The 22,078-nt window shown below is 72.3% G+C and carries 19 protein-coding genes; 9 read left to right on the forward strand and 10 right to left on the reverse strand.

What is annotated here, in order from left to right; all coding sequences use genetic code 11:
- Window positions 1–21 precede the first annotated feature (21 nt).
- The 4 genes from N912_RS0145060 (at window position 22) to N912_RS58735 (ending at window position 4,616) form a co-directional block, all read left to right on the forward strand.
- The gene (locus N912_RS0145060) at window positions 22–1,155 is read left to right on the forward strand and encodes an SIS domain-containing protein (RefSeq protein ID WP_169748067.1); all 1,134 of its coding nucleotides are present in this window, start codon (window positions 22–24) and stop codon (window positions 1,153–1,155) included.
- A 20-nt stretch (window positions 1,156–1,175) separates the two neighbouring features.
- On the forward strand, window positions 1,176–2,036 hold the full coding sequence (locus N912_RS0145065; protein WP_028927617.1) for an SDR family NAD(P)-dependent oxidoreductase: 861 nt from the start codon (window positions 1,176–1,178) through the stop codon (window positions 2,034–2,036).
- A complete protein-coding gene (locus tag N912_RS0145070) occupies window positions 2,033–3,334 on the forward strand; it encodes an ATP-grasp domain-containing protein (RefSeq protein ID WP_028927618.1) in 1,302 nt (433 codons plus the stop codon). Before N912_RS0145065 ends, N912_RS0145070 begins: the two co-directional genes overlap by 4 nt.
- Before the next feature lie 76 nt (window positions 3,335–3,410).
- Window positions 3,411–4,616 (forward strand): MFS transporter, encoded by a 1,206-nt coding sequence (locus N912_RS58735; protein ID WP_211261621.1) that lies wholly within the window; start codon window positions 3,411–3,413, stop codon window positions 4,614–4,616.
- Here the strand turns inward: N912_RS58735 and N912_RS0145080 are convergent.
- From N912_RS0145080 to N912_RS0145110, 7 genes are all read right to left on the reverse strand, one after another.
- The gene (locus N912_RS0145080) at window positions 4,585–6,093 is read right to left on the reverse strand and encodes a hydrogenase large subunit (RefSeq protein ID WP_211261622.1); all 1,509 of its coding nucleotides are present in this window, start codon (window positions 6,091–6,093) and stop codon (window positions 4,585–4,587) included. The genes N912_RS58735 and N912_RS0145080 overlap by 32 nt on opposite strands.
- Complete coding sequence (locus N912_RS0145085) at window positions 6,090–7,565, reverse strand: proton-conducting transporter transmembrane domain-containing protein (protein WP_028926857.1); 1,476 nt, start codon at window positions 7,563–7,565, stop codon at window positions 6,090–6,092. Before N912_RS0145085 ends, N912_RS0145080 begins: the two co-directional genes overlap by 4 nt.
- The gene (locus tag N912_RS0145090) at window positions 7,565–8,245 is read right to left on the reverse strand and encodes a hypothetical protein (RefSeq protein WP_028926858.1); all 681 of its coding nucleotides are present in this window, start codon (window positions 8,243–8,245) and stop codon (window positions 7,565–7,567) included. Before N912_RS0145090 ends, N912_RS0145085 begins: the two co-directional genes overlap by 1 nt.
- Before the next feature lie 90 nt (window positions 8,246–8,335).
- The gene (locus tag N912_RS0145095) at window positions 8,336–9,283 is read right to left on the reverse strand and encodes a respiratory chain complex I subunit 1 family protein (RefSeq protein WP_028927620.1); all 948 of its coding nucleotides are present in this window, start codon (window positions 9,281–9,283) and stop codon (window positions 8,336–8,338) included.
- Window positions 9,280–11,352: a proton-conducting transporter transmembrane domain-containing protein gene (locus N912_RS0145100; RefSeq protein WP_028927621.1), complete on the reverse strand. Its 2,073-nt coding sequence runs from the start codon at window positions 11,350–11,352 to the stop codon at window positions 9,280–9,282. Before N912_RS0145100 ends, N912_RS0145095 begins: the two co-directional genes overlap by 4 nt.
- Window positions 11,349–11,843: an NADH-quinone oxidoreductase subunit B family protein gene (locus tag N912_RS0145105; RefSeq protein WP_211261623.1), complete on the reverse strand. Its 495-nt coding sequence runs from the start codon at window positions 11,841–11,843 to the stop codon at window positions 11,349–11,351. Before N912_RS0145105 ends, N912_RS0145100 begins: the two co-directional genes overlap by 4 nt.
- 354 nt (window positions 11,844–12,197) lie before the next feature.
- Window positions 12,198–13,625, reverse strand: coding sequence for an APC family permease (locus N912_RS0145110; RefSeq protein WP_156994396.1), 1,428 nt, complete (start codon window positions 13,623–13,625; stop codon window positions 12,198–12,200).
- A gap of 125 nt (window positions 13,626–13,750) precedes the next feature.
- On the opposite strand from N912_RS0145110, the gene N912_RS0145115 reads away from it, so the two are divergent.
- Complete coding sequence (locus tag N912_RS0145115; protein ID WP_028927624.1) at window positions 13,751–14,332, forward strand: ArsR/SmtB family transcription factor; 582 nt, start codon at window positions 13,751–13,753, stop codon at window positions 14,330–14,332.
- Here N912_RS0145115 and N912_RS0145120 read toward each other — a convergent pair.
- Window positions 14,298–15,923 (reverse strand): PucR family transcriptional regulator, encoded by a 1,626-nt coding sequence (locus tag N912_RS0145120; RefSeq protein WP_028927625.1) that lies wholly within the window; start codon window positions 15,921–15,923, stop codon window positions 14,298–14,300. The two genes, N912_RS0145115 and N912_RS0145120, sit on opposite strands and share 35 nt — an antisense overlap.
- Window positions 15,924–16,059: 136 nt before the next feature.
- Between N912_RS0145120 and N912_RS0145125 the strand changes: the two genes are divergently transcribed.
- On the forward strand, window positions 16,060–17,274 hold the full coding sequence (locus N912_RS0145125; protein WP_028927626.1) for an aminotransferase-like domain-containing protein: 1,215 nt from the start codon (window positions 16,060–16,062) through the stop codon (window positions 17,272–17,274).
- A complete protein-coding gene (locus N912_RS58740) occupies window positions 17,271–18,530 on the forward strand; it encodes a S41 family peptidase (protein ID WP_064745576.1) in 1,260 nt (419 codons plus the stop codon). Before N912_RS0145125 ends, N912_RS58740 begins: the two co-directional genes overlap by 4 nt.
- 25 nt (window positions 18,531–18,555) lie before the next feature.
- Here N912_RS58740 and N912_RS58745 read toward each other — a convergent pair whose 3' ends face one another.
- On the reverse strand, window positions 18,556–19,485 hold the full coding sequence (locus N912_RS58745; RefSeq protein WP_037070058.1) for a proline iminopeptidase-family hydrolase: 930 nt from the start codon (window positions 19,483–19,485) through the stop codon (window positions 18,556–18,558).
- Between the two features lie 95 nt (window positions 19,486–19,580).
- On the opposite strand from N912_RS58745, the gene pepE reads away from it, so the two are divergent.
- Window positions 19,581–20,309, forward strand: coding sequence for a dipeptidase PepE (gene pepE, locus N912_RS0145140; RefSeq protein WP_028927627.1), 729 nt, complete (start codon window positions 19,581–19,583; stop codon window positions 20,307–20,309).
- Here the strand turns inward: pepE and N912_RS0145145 are convergent.
- On the reverse strand, window positions 20,269–21,195 hold the full coding sequence (locus N912_RS0145145; RefSeq protein ID WP_028927628.1) for a DUF1177 domain-containing protein: 927 nt from the start codon (window positions 21,193–21,195) through the stop codon (window positions 20,269–20,271). The genes pepE and N912_RS0145145 overlap by 41 nt on opposite strands.
- Window positions 21,196–21,277: 82 nt before the next feature.
- Here N912_RS0145145 and N912_RS58750 point away from each other — a divergent pair, with 82 nt between their 5' ends.
- Window positions 21,278–22,072 (forward strand): IclR family transcriptional regulator, encoded by a 795-nt coding sequence (locus N912_RS58750; RefSeq protein WP_037070034.1) that lies wholly within the window; start codon window positions 21,278–21,280, stop codon window positions 22,070–22,072.
- Window positions 22,073–22,078: the final 6 nt, after the last annotated feature.

Below are 22,078 nucleotides of genomic sequence, written 5' to 3' on the forward strand. Positions count from 1 at the left end.
CGACTTCGACGTCTCGACAAAATGTTGGGCGCCCCTCTTTTCGAGAGCATCCTGTGGGGGCACGAGTACGACCTCGACGGGCTGGACAAGGATCTTCGGACCAGAATCGAGTCGGGACAGTTCAAGAAGATAGTCTTCTATGGAATGGGCTGCTCGTCGGTCGTCTCCGACATCGTGAAGGGCTTCTTCCTGAGGGAGAACATACCCGTCCAGGTGGAGGTCGTGAACGACTACGACCTGGAGTGGTTCGTGGACCCGGCGACCATGGCGGACGAGGCCACCCTGACGATCATCGTGTGCTACAGCGGTTGGTCGGTTGAGCCGTGCCTGTTCTACGAGCGCATGCGCGAGATGACCGGGAACCGCAACCTGATCGTCCTGTCCGGGGGCGGCAAGATCGCTGGGCTCTGCGCGCGGGACGGTACGTCGCTGATCCAGTACAAGCTGCGGCACGCCGACCGGGAGTACCCGCTGTACCACGTCCAGCAGTTCTTCTCGATCTTCCTCGACCTCTTCCACAGGTTGAAGATCACCAGGTCGACGTACCGGACGGAGCTCGAAGACGCCGTCCGGTTCCTGAAGGACGAGTTCCACGAGGGCACCCGCGCGCGGGCGGGGGCGGTCGCCGAGCGCCTGCGGGGCAGCCGGGTCGTCCTGCTCGGCACGGCGGACTGGTACGTGACCCTGCTCAAGCAGACGACCATGTTCTTCAACGAGATCGCCATGGTCCCCACCCACCGAAACCTCCTGCACGAGTTCAGCCACACCGAGGTGGCGGCCTACTCGAACCCGTCGGAGAAGCAGGCCATCGTCGTCTTCGCCGACTCCGAGGCCGACGACTACACGCGTGAGAAGATCCGCACGCTGGAGGGCCTGTTCGGCGACGCGACGGTGGCGCAGAACCGCCGCATCGAGTTCGTGAAGATTGACCTCGACCACGGGAGCTTCTTCAGGAACTTCTTCTTTGCCCACTTCTTCGCCGTGTACGTCGCCTACTACCTCGGAAAGCTCGCCGACGTGGAAGGCCGCGACCTGATCTCGATCGCCGCGAAGAACCCGTGGTGGAGCCAGCGCTCGATCGAGCTGCACCCCACGTGCGTCGACATCCCGTCGGTTCTCGAAACCGAGAACGACGCACCAGTGGCGGTCGGATGAGCACGGCACATGGTGGGGGCATGAGCCGGCTGACTCTCGTCACGGGCGGCAGCCGAGGGATCGGCCGGTTTCTGGTGCGGTCGTTCCTGGCGGACACGGACGTGCTGAACATCTCGAGAGAACCGGCTCATGGCGCCCCACGAAACACGCGAGACCAGGTGCACGAACTTCACAACCTGTCACTGGACCTGCGGGACGTGGACAACATCGAGCGGCATGTGGTCCGCTGGTTCGACGAGCATCCGGGCTATGCCGTCGAGACGCTGGTGAACAACGCCGCGGTTCCGTGCCTCGGTTGGCTCGACGGACTCTCCCCGGCACGGGTCGAACATGCTTTCCGGGTGAACGTGCAGGCACCGATCGCGGTGACGGCGGCGGTGTTCGGGGCGGGACGCTTCTCGGAGCGCGCGGCCCGGGTCGTGTACGTGACGTCCTCGTTGGGCCGCCCGGCGCCGGAGCTCTCGTTCGCCGGGCTCGGGCTGTACAGCGTGACCAAGGCGGCCGTCGGGAGGTTGGCCCTCGTCCAGGCCCGCGAGTTCGAGCTGTCGGCACCCCACATCGGGGTCGCGCGGGTGCATCCCGGCATCGTCGACACCGACCTGCAGCGGGAGCTGCGTCGCAACCCCGAGTTGGATCCGGCGTTCGCCGCGAAGTCGGCCGGTCTGCCGCCCTACCGGGAAGGCGAGTGGAGCGGCCGGTCACCGAAGGACCACATGCGCACCATCTCGCCGGAGCTGGCCGCCGAGTTCGTGGTGTGGGTGGCGAGGTCTCCCGAGGTCCACCCGGCGGAGTACGACTTCTACCACGAGGAGGACTTTCACCTCGCCCGTGCGGCGCGGTGGGAGCGGGCGCTCGCCGGCGGGGCGGTAGGCCGGTCGTGAGCCATCTGGTGTTCACGGAGACCTCGGGTTCGGGCGTCCACGCGCTGGCCTGCGCCAAGCGTGCCGGCCACACGGTGACCTACCTCTACTCGCCGCGCTACGACTTCACCGCGCCGCCCGGCCGGCGGGCGCTGGCCCGGCGGCTGGCCGACCACACGGGCGAAATCCACGGCGAGCGTCGGGCCGAGGACCTGGTGACGGCCGTGCGGGCGGCCGGCGCGCGGCCCGGCGACGTCGACGCCGTGCTCTCGACGCTGGCGTTCGGCGCCCCGTTGGCCTCGGCGCTGGCCGATGCCCTCGGAACCCGGGGCACGCCGGTGGACGGGGTTGCGGCCGCCCGGGACAAGGGCCGCTGCCGGGCCATGCTGCGCGAGGCGGGCATCCCCAGCCTCGCGTTCTCGGTGGTCCGCTCCGAGCGGGAGGCGCTCGACGCGGCGACCGACATCGGCTATCCGGTCATCATCAAACCTGCGTTGGGGGTCGGGAAGGCGGCCACGTCCATCGCCGACGGCCCGGCGGCGGTCCGAGGGCACTTCGCCGGGGCGGCCGAGGAGCTGCGGACCATGCCGGTGGGGATGTCCGGCCACTTCGACGGCCGCTACCTGGTCGAGGAGCTCGCGGTGGGCGACCTGTACTCCGTGGAGGTCGCGTCGGACGGGCGCTCGTTCGTGCCGCTGGTGTCGGCGGCGCGCAAGACCGGCGTGGACAACCCGGTCCTGGAGCTCGGGTGCTCGGTGCCCTCCGGGCTGGGGCCGGCCGAGGAGGACGAGCTCGGGGCGTATGCGGCGCGGGTGTGCCGGGTGCTCGGCCTGAGCCTGGGGGTGTTCCATGTCGAGGTCATGCACACCGAAAACGGGTTTCGGCTGATCGAGGCCAACCCGCGCATGGCCGGCGGCAGCCTGCCCGAAACGATCAACGCGGTGAGCCGGCGGGACATCTTCGGCCTGCTGGTCGACCTGTTCCTCGGCCATCCGGCGCCGGCGGGTCCGCTCACGCTCGACGCCGCTGCCTCCCACTCGCTGCTCGCCGCCGCCTCGGCGAGGACCATCCGCCCCGACCTGCCGCCGCACTGGTTCGACGCGTACCTAGCGCGCGTGCACTCGGGGTGGGTGCGGGTGGCCGGTGGCGACCGGGTCGACGTGATGCGGGGCAACTTCGACACCTTCGGGGTGATCCGGACCGTGGCCGCCGATGCCGAGCGGGCGCAGGCGTGCTGCGCGGCGGTCAAGGGTGACGTCGAACGCGAGCTGGGCGTGCCGCTGCTCGCCGAGAACACCCGCACGCTGATCCGTCGCTGAACCGGGTCGCCGCCGGGGCACCTAGGCTCTGCCACGACGTGCCGTCACCGCCCGCCCGAGAGGCCGTGGAAGGTCAGTGCAGGGAGCACCAGGCATCCGGCGCGGCGAGCTCGCGCTGATGTCGGTGGCGACCGGCACCGTGATCGCCAACCTGTACTTCGCCCAGCCGCTGGAAGAGACGATGGCTCGGGAGCTGCGGCTCTCCACCGGCGCGATGGGGGTCGTGCTCACCCTCTTCCAGGTGGGCTACGCACTCGGCCTGGCCACCCTGGTACCGCTCGGCGACCTCGTCGAGCGACGGCGGCTGCTCGCGGTCCTGATCACCATCTGTGCGGCGGGCATGATCGGGCTGGCCACCGCGCCGGGGCCCGCCGTGCTCCAGGCCGCCGCGCTGGTCGTCGGCGTCACGACGGTCGTCGTCCAGATCATCGTGCCGTTCGCCGCCCACCTGGCCGCACCGCCGGAGCGCGGCAGGGTCGTCGGCACCGTGATGAGCGGCCTGCTGATCGGCATCCTGGTGTCCCGCACGGTCGGCGGGCTGCTGGCCGAGGTCGCCGGCTGGCGCGCGGTGTTCGCCCTCGGTGGCGCGGCGACCGCGCTGGTCGGGGTGCTGCTCTACCGCGCGTTGCCCAGGGTCACGCCCACCACGACGCTGCCCTACCCGAAGCTGCTCGCATCGGTGCTCACCCTGGTCCGTGAGGAACCCGGGCTGCGCATCCGGATGTTCTACGGCGCGACGGTCTCCGCCTCGTTCAGTGTGTTGTGGACCAACCTCGGGTTCCTGCTGGCCAGGCCGCCCTACTCGTGGAACAACGCCGCGATCGGGGCGTTCGCGCTGCTCGGCGTGGCCGGCGCGGGGATGGCCATGGTGGCCGGGCGACTCGCCGACCGGGGCCACGCCAGGGCAACCACCGGCGGGTGCCTGTTCGTGATCGTGGTGTCGTACCTCGCGCTGTGGGCGGGCGGGCACGACGTCGTCGCCCTCGCGATCGGCGTCGCGGTCATGGACCTCGGCTGCCAGGGCGCGCACCTCAGCAACCAGAGCGTGATCTACCGGCTCCGGCCGGACGCGCACAGCAGGGTCAACACCGCCTACATCACCAGCTACTTCGTCGCCGGCGCGGTCGGCAGCGGCCTGTCCGCGGTGCTCGTGCATCCGCGCTTCGGTTGGGAGGGGGTGTGCATCCTCGGCGGTGCGTTCTCGCTGCTCGGGCTGTTGGTCTGGGGTGCCGGCCTCCGTCGGCGGGGCTCTAGAGGTCGTTGCCGGGGTAGGACAGGTTGAAGCTTTTGTTGGTCAGCGGGAAGTCCGGGACGATGGTGTCGGCCAGCGCGACGGGCAGGGCCGGCCAGTTGAAGAAGCTGGGGTCGACGATCTTGACCCGGGTCAGGGTGCCGTCGGCGGCCAGTTCGACGCGATGGGTGATGGTGCCCCGCCAGCCCTCCACGATTCCCACGCCGGATCCGGCCTCGCCGCCGGGCGGGCGGTCCGGTGGCGGGGTGGTCGCGCTGGTCTGGCCGTTGAGCGCCGCGACGAGCGTGGTGATGAGGGTGATGGAGGCGGTGATCTCCTCGGCGCGGGCCAGGAACCGGGACAGCACGTCGCCGTCGGTGCGGGTGTGGTGGGTGCGCGGCACCGGGTCGGGCAGCGTGGGATGGTCGTGGCGGGCGTCGACGGCCAGGCCGCTGGCGCGCGCGACGTAGCCGAGGGTGCCCAGGTCGGCGGCCTGGGCGGTGGTGAGTACGGCGGTGCCGGTGAAGCGGTCGGTGACCACGCTGTTGTCCAGGGCGAGCGCGACGATCTCGGCGATGTCGGCGCCGATGGAGGTCAGCCAGGTCAGGTTGGGCAGCGCGGTGAGGGTGGCGCCGCCGGGGTGGACGGCGCAGCGCAGCAGCCGGTGCCCGGTCACCGCGTCGTTGACCCGCAGCAGTCGCTCGCGGATCCGTTGGGCGTGGGCGTTCAGCACCCCGTGGCCGACGTCGTTGCACAGCGCGCCGATGTCGGCGACGTGGTTGTACAGCCGCTCCAGCTCCAGCAGCACCCCGCGCAGCCGGGCCGCGTTGGGGGGCACCGCCATCCCGAGCGCGTCCTCCACCGCCTGGCAGAACGCCACCGTGTGCCCCACCGAGGTGTCGCCGCTGACCCGCTCGGCCAGCTCCACCCCTTGATCCGGGCGGCGGCCGGCGAACAGCTTCTCCACCCCCCGGTGGGTGAACCACAGCCGCGCCTTGAGGTTCAGGATCGTCTCGCCGACCACCGAGAACCGGAAATGTCCCGGCCCGATCATCCCGGCGTGCACGGGGCCGACCGGTATCTCGTACACCCCCGGCCCCTCCACCGTCCGGAACGGATACGGCCCGTCCACATCACCGAACTCCGGCGGCGCACCGGCATCGGCCAACATCGGATACCAGCCCCTCGGCCAGTGGAAATGCCGCACCAGCCGACGCGGCAACGGATGATCCACCGGCACGATCCCGAACAGGTCCCGCATCTCCCGCTCGAACCGGCCGGCCGCGAACGACGCCCCCGCCAGGCTCGGCACCTCCGGCGCCTCGCGGCGCAGCGGCACGTGCAGCTCCACCCGCCGCCCGCCGCCGGTGAACACGTACACCGCGCGCAACCCGGCATCGCCGTCGTCGTGCCCGGCCACCAACGCCACCCGGAAACCGTCAGCCAACAGCTCCGCCGCGTGTACGGGCAGCTCGTCCGGACCGAGGACGCGGGCGGCGGTCGGTGGCGCGGACGCGATCGTTGTCACGGTGTTCCTCCCAGGACCTCGGCGGCGGTTCGGAGCAGGACGTCCAGCGGGCCCGCCGTCACGCCGAGCACCGCGCAGGCCGCCAGGCCGCCGCCCACCGCGAGCGCGACCGCCACCGGCAACCTCGCCGGGGCGGCGGCCGCACCGGGTCCGTCGGGCGCCGGCGCACCGAGCAGCACCCGGCTCAGGTGGCCGACCACCGCGGCGGCGATGACCAGCATCAACAGCAGAGCGGCCGCCGTCACCCAGCCCAGCCCGGCGGCGAACCCGGCGCGGGCGATGCCCAGCTCGCTGGCGAACAGGCTGAACGGCGGCAGCCCGACCAGCGCCAGTGCCCCGAGCCCGACGCACCCGGCCAGCCCTGGCGCCCGCGCGGCCAATGCGCGACGTCCGTCGATCCGCGCGGTGCCGGTGAGCTGCAGGATCCGCCCGGCGCCGAGGAACAACGAGGCCTTGGTCATCCCATGGCCCACGATGTGCAGCAGCACCGCCGCCAGCGCCGCCGGCCCGCCGATCGCGGCACCGAGCGCGACCAGGCCGAGGTGCTCGATGCTGGAGTAGGCCAGCAGCCGCTCGAGGTCGCGCTGGGCCAGCATCAGCGACGCCGCGACCAGCAGCGAGGCCAGCGCCATCACCAGCAGCAGGGTGCGGGCGAACCCGACGCCCAGCGCCCCGTCGGCGATCATCTTGACCCGCAGCATCGCGTAGAACGCCACCGAGAGCAGCACCCCGGACATCAGCGCGGACACCGGGGCCGGCGCCTGGGAGTGCGCGTCCGGCAGCCAGGCGTGCAGCGGCGCCAGCCCCGCCTTGGTCCCGAACCCGACCAGCAGCAGCAACACCGCGATCCGGGTCACTCCCGGGTCCAGGCCCGGCGCGGCGGCGGCCAGCGCCGTCAGGTCCAGCCCGTCGGTGCCCGGCGCGTAGGAGGCGGCGTAGTTCAGCAGCAGCGTGCCCAGCAGCGCCAGCGCGATGCCCGCCGAGCAGATCACCACGTACTTCCAGGCCGCCTCCACCGCCGAACGGACCCGCCGCTGCCCGACCAGGAACGCCGTGCAGATGGTGGTCGCCTCCACCGCCACCCACAGCACGCCCAGGCTCGAGGCCAGCACCGCGCACGCCATCGCGGCCAGGAACAGCTGGACCAGCAGGCAGTGCCGGCGGGCGGTGCGGGGGGTGGCGCGGGCGGCGGCGATCTCGGTGGCGAAGTGGGCGGGGGTGGCCACGGCGGCCAGCAGCGCCACGGCGCCGATCACGACCAGCATGAACGCGGACAGCGCGTCCACCCGCACCATCCCGCCCAGGACCGGGTACGGGCCGTCCCCGGTCACCGCCACGGCGGTGTGGATCGCGGCGGCCAGCACTGTCGCGGCGGTGAGCGCGCCGATCCAGGCGGTGGCCCGGCGCCAGCCGAGCGCGGCGTACGCGGCGGCACCCAGCACCGGCGCCAGCACCGTCAACATCACTGTCATCAGTCGTGCAGCTCCCGTAGCTCGCCGAGGTCGGTGTCGCCGAACGTCTCGTGCATCCGGGCGGTGAGGATGCGCAGCACCAGCACCGCCAGCAGCACGTCCAGCGACACCCCCAGCTCGACGATCAGGCTCAGCCCGGACATGGTCAGGAAACCGACGGCGGTGATCCCGTTGTCCATCAGCAGGAAGCCGACCAGCTGCGACACCGCCCGCCGCCGGGTCACCAGCACGAAGAACCCGATCAACAGCACGGCCACGCCGACCGGGATGGCCCTGGTCGCCGGCGACGGGTTCAGCGCCACCAGCGGCTGCGAGATCGCGTACGCCAGCAGCGTCAACGCCGCCGCGACCAGCAGCGACGTCCCTACAGCGACTGTTTTCTCCGCCTCCGCCCCCGCCACCACCGGCCGGGTCTCCGCGCGCTCCTGCCCCGCGCCGGCCAGCGCGCGCCGCAGCAACGCCGGCAGCACCCCCGCGCGCAGCACCAGCAGCCCGACGGCCACGGCAAGAAGCTCCGGCGAATCCTGCCCGGCCGCCAGCACACCGACCAGCAGCGCCAACGCCACCCCCTGCACGGCGAACACCCGGATGGTCACCGGCAGCTCCCGCCGCCACAACACCAGCACGGCCGTCACCAGCAACCCCGCGCTCGCCACCTCCAGCGCCTGCGTATGCGTCACCGCTCTCCCCTCGCTCGCACACCCACTCCGTCCGTCACACATGCGCTACAGCACGTGTGCGACGTACGAACCCGCTGCGTGAGCATTCGGTCAGTCCAGGAAGTACGAGGTTGTGGCGGCTAGGAGGGCGAGCAGGAAGGAGGCGGCCAGGAGCTCGGGGACGCGGAAGAGTCGCTGCTTGGCGAGGAAGACCTCGGCGGCGGCGAGCGCGGTGCCGAGCAGGCCGACCTTGGCGACCAGGGCGAGCACGCCGATCCCCAGCGCGGCCGGGGTGGCGGTGGTGGCGATGCCCCAGGGCAGGAACAGGTTCGCCAGCAAGCCCAGGAACACCGCCAGGCGCATCGCCGAGGCCAACTCCACCAACGCCAGGTCCGGCCCGGCGTACTCCAACACCATCGCCTCGTGCACCATCGTCAACTCCAGATGCGTCGACGGGTTGTCCACCGGCAACCGCCCAGTCTCCGCGACCACCACAACCACCAACGCCACCGCCGCCAACAACGACACCGGCGAAACCACCCGCGACGGATCCCGCACCGTCGCCGCCACAATGTCGGCCAGGTTCGTCGACCCCACCCGCACCGACAACGCAAAGATCGCCACCAACAACGTCGGCTCCACCAACGCGACGATCGTCATCTCCCGGCTCGCGCCCATCCCCCCGAACGCCGTCCCGGTATCCAACCCCGCCAACGCCAACACCACAGTGCCCAACGCCAACAACGCCACCACCGCAAACAGGTCCGCCACCGAACCCACCGCCGACTCCGCGGTCACAAACGGCGCCACCACCGCCACCACCAACGTCGTGGCCACCAACACCACCGGCGCCGCCCGAAACACCTCACCCGTCCCCCGCGGCGTGATCGCCTCCTTACCGAACAACTTCCGCAAATCCCGCCACGGCTGCCCCACCCCGGCACCCACCCGGCCCTCCAACCGAGCCCGCACCTGCCGCATCACACCGGCCAACACCGGCGACCCCACCACCAACAACACCGGCTGCACCACCCCACCGGCGACCCCCAACACACTCACCGCAACACCGCCAACACCACCAACGCCGCACACACCGTGTAGAAGCCATAACCCAAATACCGATGCACCGACCCGGTCGCCAACCGCCGCCCAACCCGACCCCACACCGCCACCGCCGCCAACACCGGCCCATACAGCCGCCGCTCGATCCGATCCGGCACCCGCCGGCGGAACTCGACGCCGCGCACCAGGTACCGCGACCGTTCATCACACGTCACCGCCACCCGCTGCTCCGGGCGCAGCACGGTGTCGAACACCCGCTGCAACGGCTCGCCGAACGAGGTGGCCGTGTACTCCATCCGCGCGGACATCGGCCCGCCGCCGCAGTCCCACAACCGCGCCCGCCGCCGTCGCAGCCCGCGCCCGGCGACCACCCGCGCGACGGCGGCCACCGTGACCACCGCCGCCAGCAAAGCCGTCGCGAGCAGCAGCGGGGACAGCGAGCCCGGCAGCGACGGCGCCACCGTCTCGGTGAACACCAGCGCCCGCTCGCCGGATCCCAGCGCGACGGCCCCCGCCACCCCCACCGCCGGCAGCACCGACCCCGGCAGCAGCGCCAACAGCACGCAGGCCAACCCGGCCAGCGCCATGCCGGCGAGCATGCCGGGCGGGCTCTCGCTCGCCCCGGCCGCGCCCGGCCCGCGCGGCTTGGCCAGGAACCCGACCCCGAACGCCTTCACGAACGTCGCCACCGACAGCCCCGCCGTCAGCGCCACCGCGGCCACCGCGACGGGCATCGCAATGGCCGCGGCGGTGGCCGTCGCAGACACCGTCACCGAACCGGACGCCGGCAGCCCGTGGATCAACGCCTGCAGCAGCAACCACTCCGACACGAACGCCGTCCCCGGCGGCAACGCCGACGCGGCCAGCGCCCCCAGCCCGAACGCCCAGGTCGTCACCGGCATCCCCGCCCGCAACCCACCGAGCTGATCCAGATCACGCGTTCCGGACCCGCGCAGCACCGAGCCGGCCGCCAGGAACAGCAGCGTCTTGAACGCCGCGTGGTTCGCCACGTGCAGCAGCGCGGCGGTCAGCGCCACCCCGGCCAGGGTCCGCTCGCCCTGGGCGCCGAACAGCCCGGCCGCACCCACGCCGACCAGCACCAACCCCATGTTCTCCACGGTGGACTGGCCGAGCAGCCGCTTGAGGTCGGTGCTCATCGCGGCCTGCAGGATGCCGTACACCGCCGAGCACGCGCCCAGCCCGAGCACCAGCAGCCAGCCCCACCGAGGGCCGCCGCCGGAGCCACCCGCACCGAACCCGAGCAGGTCGAACCCGACCCGGACGATCCCGTACACCCCGAGGTTGACCATCGCCGCCGACATCAGTGCCGACACGTGACTCGGCGCCTCCGGGTGCGCGCGCGGCAGCCAGGCGTGCAGGGGAACGATGCCCGCCTTGGACGCGAACCCGACGAGCGTGGCCAGGAACACCGTGGCGGTGACCCCGGTGGGCAGCTGTGAGGCGGCGGCGCGCAGCGCGGCGAACGAGTCGTCCCGCGCGTGCGCGGCGAACACCAACAGCCCGATCAGCACCGCCACGAACCCCAGCTGCGTGAGCACCGCGTACCAGCGCCCCGCCGAGGCCACCTCCGCGCGGTGCCGATGCTCGACCACCACGAGCAGCAGCGAGGCCAGCGCCATCAGCTCCCAGCACAGCAACAGGGTGGCCACGCTCGCCGCCGCCGGCACCAACGCCATGGCCAGCACGAACAGCGGCAGCACGGCCAGGCCTGAGCGCGCCCGCAGCCCCGGCGAACGGGTGTACGAACCCGCGTACACGCCGGCCACCACCGCGACGGCGCCGGTCACCGCGACGAAGAACCCGCCGAGCGGATCGAGCGCGAACGCGAGCCCGGACAGCGGCAACAGCCCGGGCAGCCGCAGCGCGAACGGCACCCCGGCCAGCGCGGCGGCACCGGCGGCCAGCGCGGCCAGCCCGGTCAGCGCGGTGCCGGCGCCGACCACGGCGGGCCGCACCCGGCCGGACACCGCGACCGAGGCGACCGCCGTACCCACCCCGGCCACCACGGCGGCACCCAACCCAGTGCCGGGGTCGAGCGCGTTCACCGCCCGGTGAGCGTGCGCAGGCCGGCCACGATCTCCTCCGGCCTGGGCGGACACCCGGCGATCTCGACGTCCACCGGCACCACGTCACCCACCGCGCCGACCACCCCGTACCCGGCCGCGAACGCGCCGCAGTTGCGCGCGCAGTCGCCCACCGCGACCACCACCGTGGGCGCCGGCATCGCCTCGTGGGTCCGCCGCAGCGGCTCCGCCATGTTCCGGGTGACCACCCCGGTGACCAGCAGCGCGTCCGCGTGCCGGGGCGAGGCCACCAGCCGCGCGCCGTACCGCTCCGCGTCGTAGACCGGCCCGAACGCCGAGCCGACCTCCACCTCGCAGCCGTTGCACGACCCGGCGTCGACGTAGCGGACCTGCACCGACCCGCCGAGCGCCTTCGCGGCCGGCGGCCGGTCCGCGCCCGACCGGCCCGGCGGCGGCGGTGCCGGCTCGGCGACCCGTCCGGTCCGTCGAATCTTGTGCCACAGACCCAGCACGACAGCTCCCACACACGTTTGAGAATTCGCGGAAGAGCGCGGTCACCCCGGGAAGTCGGGAGGCCTCGGCCCGTCCGGCCCGCGCCTCCAACCGGCCGCGTCTGGCTGCTCTGGCGCCTGGTCTGCCGGGGGTACGGGATGTGACGAATGTTTATAGCGGTGCGGACGGTACTCCCGGGGCGAACCGCGCTTCCGCCGGCTCCCGGGGTGTCCGATCACGCTGGTCAGCGGTGCCGTCACGGAGTTCGCGACAGCGCCCTCCCGAGCCGGGCGACCGTCGTGACCTCTGTCACATTCGCGAAGAAGGCCAGGTCATCGCCCCGCACCGGGTGATAACAGAGCTGAGCGCGGCTCTCAGTTGAGCACCGAGCCGTGCCGCCCCCAGCGCAGGTAGTACACCAGCGTGGCGACGATCCACACCCCGAAGACCGCCCAGGTCACCCAGCCCAGCCCGGAGAGCACGTAGCAGCAGACGACCACGGTGAGCACCGGCGTCACCGGATAGCCCGGCACCCGGAAACCGGACGGCGCGGTGCCCGCCCGCCGACGCAGCACGACGATGGAAATGGCCACCACGATGAACGCCACAATGGTGCCGATGCTGGTGACGTCGGCGAGCGCGTCCAGCGGCGTGAAAGCGGCCGCCAGCGCCACCAACAACGACACCACCACCGTGTTGAAAACCGGCGTCCGCGTCGTACCACTCACCTTCGCGAAACGTTTCGAAATCATGCCGTCGCGGCCCATCGCGTACAGGATGCGGGTCTGCCCGTACATCGCCACCAACACGACCGAGAATATCGAGATGACGGCGCCGGCCGCGACGAGCACGCCCGGCCAGGTCTGGCCCGTCACGTTCTGCAGGATCACCGCGAGGCCGGCCTCCTGGCCCTCGAACGCGGTCCACGGCTGGGTGCCCACGGCGGCCACCGCGACCAGCATGTAGATGAACAGCACGACGCCGAGCGCGAGCAGGATCGCCCTGGGCAGCGTCCGTTTCGGGTCCCGGACCTCCTCGCCGGCGGTGGACACCGCGTCGATGCCGACGAACGTGAAGAAGATGCTCGCGCTCCCGGCGACCACCCCGGCCGATCCCATCGGCGCGAAGTCGGCGAAGTTGTTCGAGTTGAACGCCGTCAGCGCGACCGCGCCGAAGAACGCGAGCACGCTCAACTTGATGATCACCATAATGGTGTTCACCGTCATCGACTCGCTGACGCCGCGCACCAGCAGCACCGCGCACAGGAACACCAGAACCGCGGCCGGAATGTTGACAACTCCGGCGCTCGCGCCATCCGAGACGCCCGGCGGATGCAATGCCCAATACGGAAGGTTGACGCCCAGCAGGTCGACGAAAAGCTGGTTCACATAACCGCTCCAGCCGACCGCGGACGCGGCCGCCGACACCCCGTACTCCAGCGTGAGACACGCCGCGATCCCCATCGCGACCAGCTCGCCGAGCGAGGCGTACGCGTAGGAGTACGTCGAGCCGGACACCGGCATGTTCGACGCCAGCTCCGCGTAGCACAGCGCGGCCAGCCCGGCCGTCAGGCAGGCCACCAGGAACGACACCACCACCGCCGGCCCCGCCTTCGGCACCGCCGTGGACAGCGAGAAGAAGATCCCGGTGCCCACCGTGCACCCGACGCCGATCATGGCGAGCTGGAACGTCCCCAGGCTGCGCCGCAACCTCGGCCCGCCGTCATCCGCCGGGTCCACGGTGGCCTTCCGCCGCAACAGCTGCGACCTCAGCGACGGCGCGGACCCGGCCAGCTGTGCCATGGACATGATTCTCCGGCGCCGCCCGCCCCGCTCACCATGCAAGATGTGGTGCACAACGCCCCCGCCGAACCCCACACTGTGGCGCACGAGCCCGCCCCGGAGACCGACCTCGTAGGGTGACGGGCATGGCCGATCGGCCCGCGCGGCGCGACGTCGCCGACCTCGAGGCGCTCAAGGCGCTGGCCCAGCCTCGACGTCAACGCATCCTCCAGCACCTCAACCTGCACGGTCCGGCCACGTCCGCGACCCTGGCCCGCGCCCTCGGCCTGAACACCGGCGCCACCAGCTACCACCTGCGCGAACTGGCCAGGCACGGGTTCGTCGCCGAAATGCCCGAGCGCGCGCAAGGCAAGCAGCGGTGGTGGCGCTACGTGCGCGCGGACATCCGGTTCCCGCCGCGCGGCGAGCAGGACGCCGCGACCCGGGCCGTGATGGACGAGCTGGCCAGCGCCTCCTTCGCCCAGGACCTGCGCACGTTCGCCGCCGCCCGGGAACGGGCCGACGCCGAGCCGGACGGCTGGGCGGACGCCTTCCCGTTCTCGCACGGCACGATCCGGGTGACCGAGCGCGGGCTCGCCGAGTTCTTCGAGGAGTACATCGCGCTGCTCAACCGCTACCGCGAGCCGCCGCCCGAGGACGAGGCCGGCGGCGCGGGAGAGGCGCGCACGATCGTCACCCGGTTCTTCGCCTTCCCGGCACCCCGCTGAGGCGACGCACGCGCAGGCTCAGGTCGAGCATCAACCGGTCCTCGTGGCAGTTCAGGTCGCGGCCGGTGAGCTGCTCGACCTTGCGCAGCCGGTAGATCAACGAGTGCCTGTTGAGATAGAGCCGGCGCGCGGAGGCGGAGATGTTGCCGTTCTCCTCGAAGTAGACCCGCAGGGTGTGCAGCAGGTCGGAGTTGCGCGCCCGGTCCGCCCGCGCCAGCGGGTCCAGCTCGGCGTCGACCAGCCGCAGCACCATCGGGTCGGTGGCCAGCGGCGCCAGCAGCATGTACGAGCCCAGCCGCTCGGCGTCGGCGCTGCTGCCGGTGCCGCGCAGCGCCCTGGTCACCGCGAGCGCGGCGCGCGCCTGGTCCAGCGCGTGGGCCAGGCCGGTCAGCGGGTGCGTGCCGCGCGCGATGCCCCAGGACACCGCCGCCGCGTCGACCTGCCCGAGTGGCCCGTCGAACGGTTCGGGCCAGCCGCCGTCGCCCTGGTGCGCGCACAGCATGACCTCGTTCTCGTGCACCGCCACCACGCTGGCCCGGTGCCGCAGCCGCCGGCGCAGCCGCCGCGCCAGCTCGGTGGCCGTCCGCCCGTCGCCCTCCGCCTCGACCAGCCCGAGCGCGACCCTGAAGCCGGCGCCCTGCGGCAGCCCGAGCAGCGCCGCGCGGGCCGCGAGCTCGTGCGGCGACTCGATGCCCCGGGTGGCGATCCGCCAGGCGAACTCCGCCCGGGCGCGCGACTCGGCCTCCTCCTGGGCGCTGCCGCGCACCAGCTCGATGGCGGTGGCCGTGCCGGCGTGCAGCACCGCCCGCCGCGCCGCCTCCCGGTCGCCGCCGGACACCACCGCCACCACCCAGCCGAGCACGCCGCCGTGCACCTGCGCCGGCGTCGCGACCAGCTCGGTGTCCTCTCCGGAGCCGCCGAGGCACGCGCACGGCACCCGGGGCGGGTCGGGTTCGCGCTGGCGGCGGGCCACCCGCAGCATCGCCTCCACCAGCGCCGCCTCGTTGCTCTCGTCCGCGACCCAGTCCGCGCCCTCGGCGCCCGAGCCCAACACGGCCAGCGTCGCGTCCAGCACCACCACCGGCGCGTCGACCACCTGCTCCAACGCCTCCGCGATGCCGGCCACCCCGCCCGGGCCGAGCAGCGCGCGGGCGAACTCGGCCGGCAGGTCCTCGGACTCGCCGGCCGCCGGCCGCTCGGCCACGTACAGCGCCTGGATGACCGCCCTGGACAGGTCGGAGAACCGCATCCGCCACGGCAGCTCCAGCAGCGGGATGCGGTGCGCGCGGGCCTCGGCGAGCACGGACTCCGGCAGCGCGGGGTGCGGCGCCCCGGACCCGGCGGTCAGGCCCACCGCGGCCGCCCCTGACCGGGCGCTCTGCCCGACCAGCTCCCGCATTCGCGCCTCGTCGCAGCCGATCGCCGTGCTCAGCACCAGGTCGCCGGCGCTGACGAAGTCCTCCACCGGCCACTCGATGACCGCCACCCAGCCGACGGTCCGCCCGGTGTGCTCGTCGCCGGCGACCAGCCTGGCGCGGCCGAACTCGGGGAGCGCGAGACAGTCGGCGACCCGGACCGGACCGTTCGCCATCCGATCAGGTTACGTGACCGATCACCGCCCGAACCCCAGAATTTCCAACCCCAAACAACTTGGTGTACGCCGGAACGGCGACCTCCCCCAGATTGGCGGTCGCCCGACACCCGGTACGTCACCCCACGATGGAAAGATGACCCAACCACCGTGGGCCCGCCGCCGCGATTCCTTGGTCGGCTCGGAAATAGATGCCAGCATTTCCCTGCTCCAGCGCCGGCCGCGCGACACGGTGCGTTTCTCCATAGGCAGCCCGAGCGCCGAGTCCATACCCACCGAAATCATGCGCGACCTGGCCAACAAGGTAATTCAGACGAACGGCCCCGAGCTGTTCGACTACGCCGCCACCGAAGGGTCCCCCGAGCTGCGCGCGGCCCTGCTGGAGTTCCTCTCCGGCACCGAGGAACGGACCACCGACGACCGGCTGCTGATCACCAGCGGCGGCATGCAGGGCCTGGACCTGGCCGGGAAGCTGTTCGTCGACCCCGGCGACGTCGTCGTGGTGGAGGCGCCGACCTACACCAACGGCACCGCGACGATGCTGTCCTACGGCGCCCACATCGTCGAGGCTCCGGTGGACGGCGACGGCCTGGTCGTCGACCGGCTGCCCGACCTGGCGCGCCAGGCCGGCCGCCCACCCAAGGCGATCTATGTGATACCGAGTTTCCAGAACCCCGCCGGCACCACGTTGTCGCTGGCCCGCCGGAAACGACTGCTGGAGCTGGCCCACCGGTGGAACTGCGTCATCATCGACGACGACCCGTACGGATGGCTGCGATTCGGCGGCAGCCACGTGCCCAGCATGCGCGCATTGTCCGGCGGCGACCCGCTGGTGGTATCGGTGCGGACATTCTCGAAGATTCTCGCGCCGGGGCTGCGGCTGGGCTGGGTCGACGCGGACCCGAGAACCATCCGCGCAATGATCGCGGCGAAGCAGGCGATGGACACCTGCACCAATCTTCCGGCGCAGCGGATCGCCGCCGAGTTCGTTTCCGGCGGTTTCCTGGGCGCGCACCTGCGGCGGCTGCGCGTCGAGTACCGCGCCCGGAAGCTGGCCATGCAGTCCGCGCTGTCCGAGCACCTGGCCGGGGTGGCCGACTGGACCGACCCGGACGGCGGCTTCTTCCTCTGGCTGACGCTGCCGGGCGTGGACACCTCGGAGCTGGCCGAGGCGGCCCTCGCCGAGGGGGTCGCGTTCATCCCGGGCCGCGCGTTCTCCCTCTCCGGGGCGTTCCGCAACGCGCTGCGGCTGTGTTTCGCCGGAACGGACCCTCAGCGAACCGCCCTCGGGGTGCGACGCTTGACCCGCGCCGTGCGGCTGGTGCGCGAACACGCCCGAGGAGCGTCATGACGAAACCGAGGCAGGTGGACGGCCTGTGGCGCTCCGACGGCTACGGCTGGATCGTCTCGGTCGAGGGCGGCCGGGCGCGGACCTTCGAGACCACCGCGATCGGCTGCCTGCCCCGCCGGGCGCTGGACCAGCTCGGCCCGCCCGAGCCGGACGGCACCGTCCGGTACGGCAGGAAGGGCGTCCCGCTGCGGACGCTGCGCCCGGCGGCGGACGGCCGGGCGGTGCTGCACGTGCTGGGCACCGTCTCCGATGTCGACCTGCTGCCCGTGTCCGAGCCGTGCCAGCGCACGGTGCCGAACGACCCGCTGACCTGCTTCGACATCTTCTGGACCACGTTCGCCGAGCACTACAACTCGTTGCACCGCAAGAACGTCGACTGGCCGGCCGTGCGCGAGAGGTACCGGCCCAAGGTGAACGCGAACACCTCGCGCAAGAAGCTGTACTCGATCTTCACCAGGATGCTCGCCCCGCTCGGCGACGCGCACACCTCCGTCGTGACCAGGGGCGGCAACGAGTTCACCGGCGTGCGCCCGGGCACCCGCGACGAGGACGACATCCCGCTGAGCGCCGCCGTCAAGACGATCAACGCCCACCTGCGCCGCGACCTCGGCGTGACCGGCCCTCGGACCTGGGCGGGCGGCCACATCGCCTACGCCGACCTGCCCGGCGACCAGGGCTACCTGCGCATCACCGCCTTCGCCGACTACGCGGGCGAGGACGCGCCGTACGTCCGGAACCAGGCGGCGCTGCGGCGGGCGCTGGCCGCGGTGTTCACGCCGAGGCGGGTGGCCGAGTGGCGCGGGCTGACCATCGACGTGCGGCACAACTCCGGCGGCGACGACGCGCTGGGCCTGCAGGTCGCCGGCCGCCTGACCGACCGCCCGTACCCCGCGTTCACCAAGCGGGCGCGCAACGACCCCGGGGACCCCACCCGCCACACCCGGCTCCAGACCGTCACCGTCACCCCCGCCGACGGCCCGCGCTACACCGGCCCGCTCCGGATCCTGACCAGCGACCTGACCGTCAGCGCCGGCGAGACGTTCGTGCTGGCCCTGCTCGCCCGTACCCCCTCCCCGACCAGGATCGGCACCGCCACCCAGGGCGTGTTCTCCGACGACATGCACCGCAAGCTGCCCAACGGCCTGTCCTTCGGCCTGGGCAACGAGGAGTACTACGCGCCCGACGGCCGCACCTTCGAAGGCACCGGCATCCCCCCGACCGTCCCCGAGACCCGCGACTGGCGGGCGTGGCTATAGCCACGGTCGTGATCATGGAGAGCGCTCAGCCCTGGCCCCTGTCCACCTCGGCCAGGAACTCGGCGAGCAGGCGCATGAACGCCTCCCGTTCCTCCACGTGCGGCATGTGGCTGGACTTCTCGAACACCTGCCAGCGCACGTCCGGGATGCGGTCGGCGAACGGCTGGACGCACGCCTTGGTGGCCTCGTCGTGCTCGCCGGAGACGAGCAGGGTGGGCACCGCGATCCGGTCCAGCCGGTCCACCACCGTCCACGTCCGCAGCGACCCGACGACGTGGAACTCGCTGGGGCCGTTCATGGTCCGGTAGACGGTCGGGTCCTCCTCCAACGCGGCGAAGGTGGCCGCGACCTCGGGCGGGTTCGGCACCACCCGGCACACGTGCCTGTCGTAGAAGACCTGCACCGCCTTCTTGTACTCCGGGTTGTCGTAGTCCTCGGCGTCCTCGTGCGCGCGCAGCGTCGCCTGCACCTCCGGCGGCAGCTGGCCGCGCAGCTCGTCGGCCGCGGCCATCCACAGCCCCATGGAGGCCGGCGAGTCGGCGATGGTCAGGCTGCGCAGCCCGCCGGGGCGCTGCACGGCGTGCTCGGCGCCGAGCATGCCGCCCCAGGACTGCCCGAGCAGGTGGTAGCCGTCCCACACGCCCAGCGCGCCGAGCAGGTTGTCCAGCTCGGTGAGGAACAGCCCGACCGTCCAGAACTCCGGACCCCGGTCGGGCAGGTGGGTGGACCGCCCGTTGCCCAGCTGGTCGTAGTGGATCACCGGACGGCCGGTGTCCGCCGCCAGGTCGGCGATGCTGAGCACGTAGTCGTGGGTGCACCCGGGTCCGCCGTGCAGCACGACCAGCGGCCGAGAGCCCGGTTCGAGCGCGCCGGTGACGCGGTACCAGGTCTGGTGGTCACCGAACTCGACGACGCCCTCGCTGTCGGCCGGGGCGAGGCCGCGGGATTCGGTCAAGCTGATCGCCTCCTGGGTGCGGCGGGACACGGTAACAAGCCGCCGACGGCTCTGCGACCATGAACGTACTGCCGAATCGGCCCGAACGGGGACGTATGGAACTGCTCTTGTTGTCGAACTCGCGACCGTCCGGGCGACCCATGTTCACCCACGCGAAGGATGCGCTCACCGATTTCGTCGGCGACCGGCGGGTGTTGTTCGTGCCGTACGCCCTGGCCGACCACGACGGATACGTCGCCCAGGTGGCCCGCGCGCTGGGCGCCTTCGGCATCGAGGTGACCGGCGCGCACGCCGAGCCCGACCCGGTGGCGGCGGTGCGGTCGGCGGCGGTGGTGTTCGTCGGCGGCGGCAACACGTTCCGGCTGTTGCGCGCGCTGCAGACGCTCGGGCTGGTGTCCGTTCTCCGGGAGGTTGTGCGGGCCGGCACCCGGTACATCGGCGCCAGCGCCGGCACCAACATGGCCTGCCCGAGCCTGCGCACCACCAACGACATGCCGATCGTGCAACCGTCCTCGTTCGAGGCGCTGGGCCTGCTCCCGTTCCAGATCAACCCGCACTACCTCGACCCGGATCCGTCGTCGACACACATGGGCGAGACCCGCGAACAGCGCCTGGTCGAATACCTGGAGGAGAACGAACCGCCCGTACTCGGCCTGCGCGAAGGCTCCTGGCTGCGGGTCTCCGGCGCCACCGCCACCCTCGGCGGCCCGCACCCGGCCCGGCTGTTCGAACGCGGCCGCGACCCGCGCGAGCTCCCGGCGGGCGCCGACGTCTCCGCCCTGCTCAGGCCCCCTGCAGCCGACGCATCGATCCGTACAGGCTGACCAGCCGCTCGAACTCGTCGGGGTCGTGGAACCGGCAGCGGCCGGCGCCGAAGGCCTTGGCCACCTCGACGCAGAACCGGACGGCGGACTCCACGCTGGCCAGGTCGCTGGCGCCGGTGCCCGAGCCGGGGACGGCGGACTCGGTGGTGATCGCCACGCCGACCACGGGGGCGGCGGTCGCGGTGGCCGGCTGCATGATCGAGTTCAGGTGGTACACGCCGTTCCCGTACGGCGTGATGTCCTGCATGGTGATCGGGAGGACGGCGGGGGCGCGGCCGGTCACCTGGCTTGCGAGGTCCAGCAGGTCCTCGGACACCCGCAGGACCCAGCCCTGGCGGACGGTCGGGGTGACGGCGAAGCCAAGGTGGTTGCAGATCCGGTTGCCCTTGGTGGTGTCCACCGTGAGCACGGCGGCCATGGATCGGTCCACCTCGTGTTCGTTGATCACCGCCGAGGGCACCGGCGAGTCCATGAACGGCACCGGGTCGTGCGGCCTGATCGGCGCGTCCGGGCAGACGTGCGTAGTGATCACGACGTCGCCCGGGAGCAGGTCGCCCCGCGCGCGCATCCGGCCGAGCTTGGCCGCCGAGGCCAGCACGGTCAGCGCCCCGTCGCCGTCGGAGACGAACCCGATCCGCTCCGGGCGCGCGCCCAGCCCACCCAGCCGGCCGACCAGCCCCAGCGTCGGCGCGTCCCCGCCCTGGGAGCGCCCGCGCGAGCCCGGCACCAGCGCGCGCACGAAGTCCGTGCCGCCGCGCTCGCCGTCGAGCCTGGTGACCCGAACCTCGTCGACCCCCCGCTCGCGCAGCCAGTCCGCGACCGCCGCCCCGCCGACCCCGGGATCGTCCAGCAGCTCGTAGCAGTCGATCACGTCGCGCCAGCTCACGGCCCCTCCTCGCCCTTGACACGGTCCACCACAGGGTGTCTGCTTGACGCATCAATCGCAACGGTGTCGCATTATTTGCACCATGACGGTCAGTGAACCGCACACGCGGCGCCCAGCCGGCTACCTGCAGACCGCCGACCGTGCGCTGCGGGTGCTCGGCGCGTTCACGGCGGAGTCGCCGAGCTGGGGGGTGAGCGAGCTGGCCCGGTCGTTGGAACTGGACAAGTCCCAGGTGCAGCGCCTGCTGGCCACCCTGGCCCGCCGGGGCTTCCTCGCCGCCGACCCGGTGACCAGGCGGTATCACCTCGGCTCCGCGCTGGTCGGGCTCGGGCGGCTGGCCGAGGAGAGCGACGGCGTGCTCGGCCGGCTGCGCGGCGAGCTGGCCGCGCTGGCCCAGCGGACCGGGGAGAGCGCCGTCTACAACGTGCCGGACGCCAACCGGTACCGGTGCGCGGCGGCGGTGGACGGCCCGGGGCCGCTGCGCTACGCCACCGTCATCGGCGACCTGTTCCCCGGCCACGGCGGCGCCAGCGGGCATGCGATCTTCGCGTTCCTGTCCGAGGACCGGGTGCGCGCGCTGTTCGGCCCGACGCTGGAACGCTTCACCGCGACCACGCCCACGACGATCGACGAACTGCTCGCCAGGCACGCCGAGGTGCGCCGCACCGGGATCTCGATCTCGGACGGGGAGTACGACCCGCGCGTGGAGGCGGTGGCCGCCCCGGTGTTCGCGCGCGGCACCGTGATCGGCGCGGTGTCCGTCATCGGCCCCCGGGAGGGCATGCGCGCGCACCGGGACGCGACGGTGCCGGCGCTGCGGCGGACCACCGAGCGGCTCTCCGCGCTGTTCTCCGGCCCGCCCGACGAGGACCCATAAGACAAC

This window comes from Actinospineispora acaciae DSM 45401 (genome assembly GCF_000620785.1).
GTDB lineage: Bacteria > Actinomycetota > Actinomycetes > Mycobacteriales > Pseudonocardiaceae > Pseudonocardia > Pseudonocardia acaciae.